The 3,889-nt window shown below is 49.8% G+C and carries 2 protein-coding genes and 1 pseudogene; 1 reads left to right on the top strand and 2 read right to left on the bottom strand.

Annotated elements, in window-relative coordinates:
• Positions 1 to 179: 179 nt before the first annotated feature.
• Entirely contained in the window at positions 180 to 1,838 is a 1,659-nt protein-coding gene (locus tag INT22_RS05015) for a glycerol-3-phosphate dehydrogenase/oxidase (RefSeq protein ID WP_089038538.1), read from the top strand.
• A 75-nt stretch (positions 1,839 to 1,913) separates the two neighbouring features.
• Here INT22_RS05015 and glpK read toward each other — a convergent pair whose 3' ends face one another.
• Both glpK and INT22_RS20275 read right to left on the bottom strand, forming a co-directional pair.
• Entirely contained in the window at positions 1,914 to 3,398 is a 1,485-nt protein-coding gene (gene glpK / locus INT22_RS05010) for a glycerol kinase GlpK (RefSeq protein WP_193059622.1), read from the bottom strand.
• A gap of 164 nt (positions 3,399 to 3,562) precedes the next feature.
• Positions 3,563 to 3,889: pseudogene (locus INT22_RS20275) on the bottom strand (DeoR family transcriptional regulator); the annotation flags it as partial.

The raw sequence follows: 3,889 nt of genomic DNA, 5'->3' as shown, positions 1-3,889 counted from the left end.
TACCCGCTAATCCAGTTGGGGCGGGCTTCGGCCCGCCCTATTAAGGCTCAAAAACTAGGTTTCATCAGCGGCGAGCAAATAACAGCAGGGCTCGCTGGTCTACATAGGCTTATTGCTTTGTTGTCATGTTGAAACCGCTACCTAAACACGGGGCTTTTTCTTTGTTAATTGGAACCGCTATGAAACTGCGTAACCGGAATATCGAGAAATTGCACACTGACGACTTTGACGCACTAATCATCGGTGGCGGCATTAACGGCGCAGCAACGGCAGCCGCGCTTGCAGGCAAAGGCGCTAAAGTCGCCTTAATAGACCGCGGTGATTTTGCGGGAAGCACCAGTATGCACTCCTCCAACTTAGTTTGGGGAGGCATTAAGTATATGGAAAGCAAGGATTTCGCATTAGTACGCAAACTGTGCAAAAGCCGTAATCACTTGATTAAAAGTTACCCATCCACCGTTCAGGAAATTCGCTTTCTGACTACCATCAGCAAAGGTTTCCGCCATTCACCCTGGTATTTGTGGGCAGGCACCTGGCTCTACTGGCTAATGGGAAACGGGTTTACTAAGCTGCCCCGCTTATTGTCTCCCAAGAACATTAAGCAAGAAGAACCCATTATTGATATCGAAGGCTCAGTCGGTGGGTTTGAATACTCAGATGCCTACTTACACGATAATGATGCCCGATTTGTATTTAACTTTGTTCGCCATTCGCTTAACTATGGGGCAATTGCAGCCAATTATGTTGAGTCGCTTGGTGCTGAACGTGAAGGCCAGCACTGGGTAACGAAAGCGCGCAATGTCATGGATGGCAGCACATTCAATATCCGTTCCAAAGTATTAATTAATGCGGCTGGCCCCTGGGTAGACCAGCACAACGCACTTACCGGCGAGAAAACCACCCATCAACATCTTTACTCAAAAGGCATTCATCTGATCGTTCCGCAATTGACGGAAACGAAACGGGTACTGGCGTTTTTTGCCGACGATGGACGACTGTTTTTTGTCATTCCCATGGGGAATCGCACCTGCATCGGCACGACTGATACGCATATGGAACATCCAGAGGTGGATGTCACCGCTGAAGATATTGAGTTTGTATTGGAAAATATCAATAAGCGCCTAACGTTAGAAAAGCCGCTTACCCAAGACGATATTATTTCAACACGCTGCGGTGTTCGGCCCCTGGCTATCAAAGCAGACCAGGGTGACGGCGATCGCGATTTTCTCCAGCTGTCGCGTAAACATGTCATCGATACCAATGCGGATAGCGCCCACATTAGTATTTTTGGGGGTAAATTAACCGACTGCTTGAATGTAGGTGATGAAATCGCAGAAGAAGTGGTCCGCCTAGGTGTCAATCTCAGCGATATCAACTATCGCTGGTACGGTGAGCCACCAGAGCCTGTCAAACAGCAGTTTATGGACCAAGCCAAACGGATGAATCTAGATGCGATGACTGCACCAACGTCGACCGAGCCGCTCTCTTCCCGGCTGTGGCGGCGTTATGCAGAACAGGCCATGCAAATGCTAGAGAAAATCCGTCAGGATCCTGCGGAAGCCGATATTCTCATTGAAGGTACCGAATATATTCGCTGCGAACTAGAGCATGCCCGAGACCACGAAATGATTACGCAGTTGGAGGACTTCCTGCGCCGAAGAGCCAAAGTGTCACTGGTTGTTCACCATGAACAGCTGCGCCACTCTAAGGGGCTGAAAGAAGCTTGTCGTGTCCTCTTCGGAGACCAAGCGGAAGAACGCTTTGCTACCTACTTTGCTGAAAATCGTGACACCTCACAGCCTTTCGTTGCACAAGCAGAGCCACAGAACACTCACTGATTAACCATCAACAACATTAAAAAGCCGCTATCATCGATAGCGGCTTTTGCCTATTGAAGTAGCCAATAACGGTTGTTAATTACAACGCACGCGATTCACGGCATCTAGCCAACCCTGGTACAACGCCTCCCGAGTCGATTCTGGCATTTTAGGTGTAAAGCTCTTTTCGCAACGCCAGAGTTGCTCAATTTCTTCAAGCGTGTCATACCAACCCAAACGCAAGCCTGCCAAATAAGCAGCTCCAAGCGCTGTCGTTTCAAGAATAGTCGGTCTATCCACCTGGACATCGAGCATATCGGCTAAAAACTGCATCACCCAGCTGTTTTTCACCATGCCACCATCGACACGTAGGTTACCAGGCGTGGCTTCCATATCGTCGTTCATACAATGCTGAAGGTCACGGGTCTGGTAACACACCGCCTGGAGCCCCGCCGCAACGATTTCGGCAATACCGGTATCCCGGGTGAGGCCAAAAATTGCTCCTCGCGCTTTAGGGTCCCAATGGGGCGCACCCAAGCCAGTAAAGGCCGGTACCAAGTAAACGCTATGTCCGCTGCGAGTTTCTTTAGCAAGCGCTTCTGTTTCTGACGCATCCGCAAACAGGTTCAACCCATCACGTAGCCACTGCACAGTCGCCCCAGCAACGAAAATACTGCCCTCCATCGCATAGGTCGGCTTGCCATTAATTCGGTAACCAATGGTGGTTAGCAGGCGATTTCGTGATACCGAGGGTGTATCCCCGGTGTTAACGATCATAAAACACCCGGTGCCATAGGTGCTTTTACCCATTCCGGGCTGAAAGCACGCTTGTCCCACTAGCGCGGCCTGCTGATCCCCTGCCACACCCGCAATAGGGATAGACGCCCCTAACCAATCTGCGTCAGTGGTGCCAAAATCATCGCTGGAGTCTTTTACTTCAGGCAGCATGTTGGCAGGAACGTTAAACAACGCTAACAGCTCATCGTCCCATGTTTGATTATGGATATTAAAAATGGCTGTTCGCGATGCGTTGGTGGCATCAGTGACGTGTTGCTTGCCATTCGTTAATCGCCAAATCAAAAAGGTATCGATAGTGCCAAAGAGTAGCTCACCGCGCTGCGCACGCTCGCGGGCTCCTGCTACATTATCGAGTATCCAGGCGAGCTTGGTGGCAGAGAAATAGGGGTCTATTAAGAGGCCTGTTTTCGCTTGTACTGCCTCTGTATGCCCTTGGTCACGGAGTGTTTGACAAAGTTCAGAGGTACGCCGATCCTGCCAGACAATCGCATTATAGAGCGGCTTACCCGTCTCTCTATCCCACACCACCGTGGTTTCACGTTGGTTAGTAATGCCAATTCCATCAATCTGCTCTGGCGAAACATTCGCCTTTTCTAATACCTCACGACAGGTGGCGAGGACAGTCTCCCAAATATTTTCGGGATCATGCTCTATCCACCCATCTTGAGGGAAGTGCTGAGGAAATTCCTGTTGGGCAACCGCCTCTATTTGGCCTTGGCGGTCAAATAAAATGGCGCGCGAGCTGGTCGTACCTTGATCGATGGCGAGAATAAAGGAGGACATATCACGTTCACTTTGTTGTAGGTTCTTTCGGTTTTGTGTGCTTTGTTTCGCTTTATTATCATCCAAGGCTACTCTAGCCGCCCCAAATGCTCAAGTATGAAACTACTCTCCTTCACTCTTAAACGCGTCGAGGGCCGTGCTCCGCCTTAGCTTACGCATCATGCTTAAGCGATATGCAACGCGACACCGTGCTGCGATAACAGCTGCAGAATCGACTCTGGAGGCTTCCGATCAGTGAACAGAGCATCGAGCTGGGAAATATTCCCTTGGCGCACCACCGGATTACGATGAAATTTTGAGTAATCTGCGGCGAGATAAATGCGTCGCGAATTGGCAATAATCGCTTGAGCAACGCGTACTTCCTGGTAATCAAATTCAAGGAGCGAGCCATCCTCATCAATACCGCTGATCCCGATGATTCCGTAATCCACTTTAAATTGATTGATAAAATCGATAGTGGCTTCGCCGATAATACCGCCATCGCGAGAGCG

It is taken from the genome of Halomonas sp. 3D7M, from assembly GCF_014897885.1.
GTDB lineage: Bacteria > Pseudomonadota > Gammaproteobacteria > Pseudomonadales > Halomonadaceae > Vreelandella.
Note: the sequence above shows the minus strand (reverse complement) of the source record. Positions and strands in the feature narration are given on the sequence as shown.

Bases quoted from the DNA above. Each gene is read 5' to 3' on its own strand.
- INT22_RS05015 (WP_089038538.1), top strand. From the start codon at position 180: ATGAAACTGCGTAACCGGAATATCGAGAAATTGCACACTGACGACTTT.
- glpK (WP_193059622.1), bottom strand. From the start codon at position 3,398: ATGTCCTCCTTTATTCTCGCCATCGATCAAGGTACGACCAGCTCGCGC.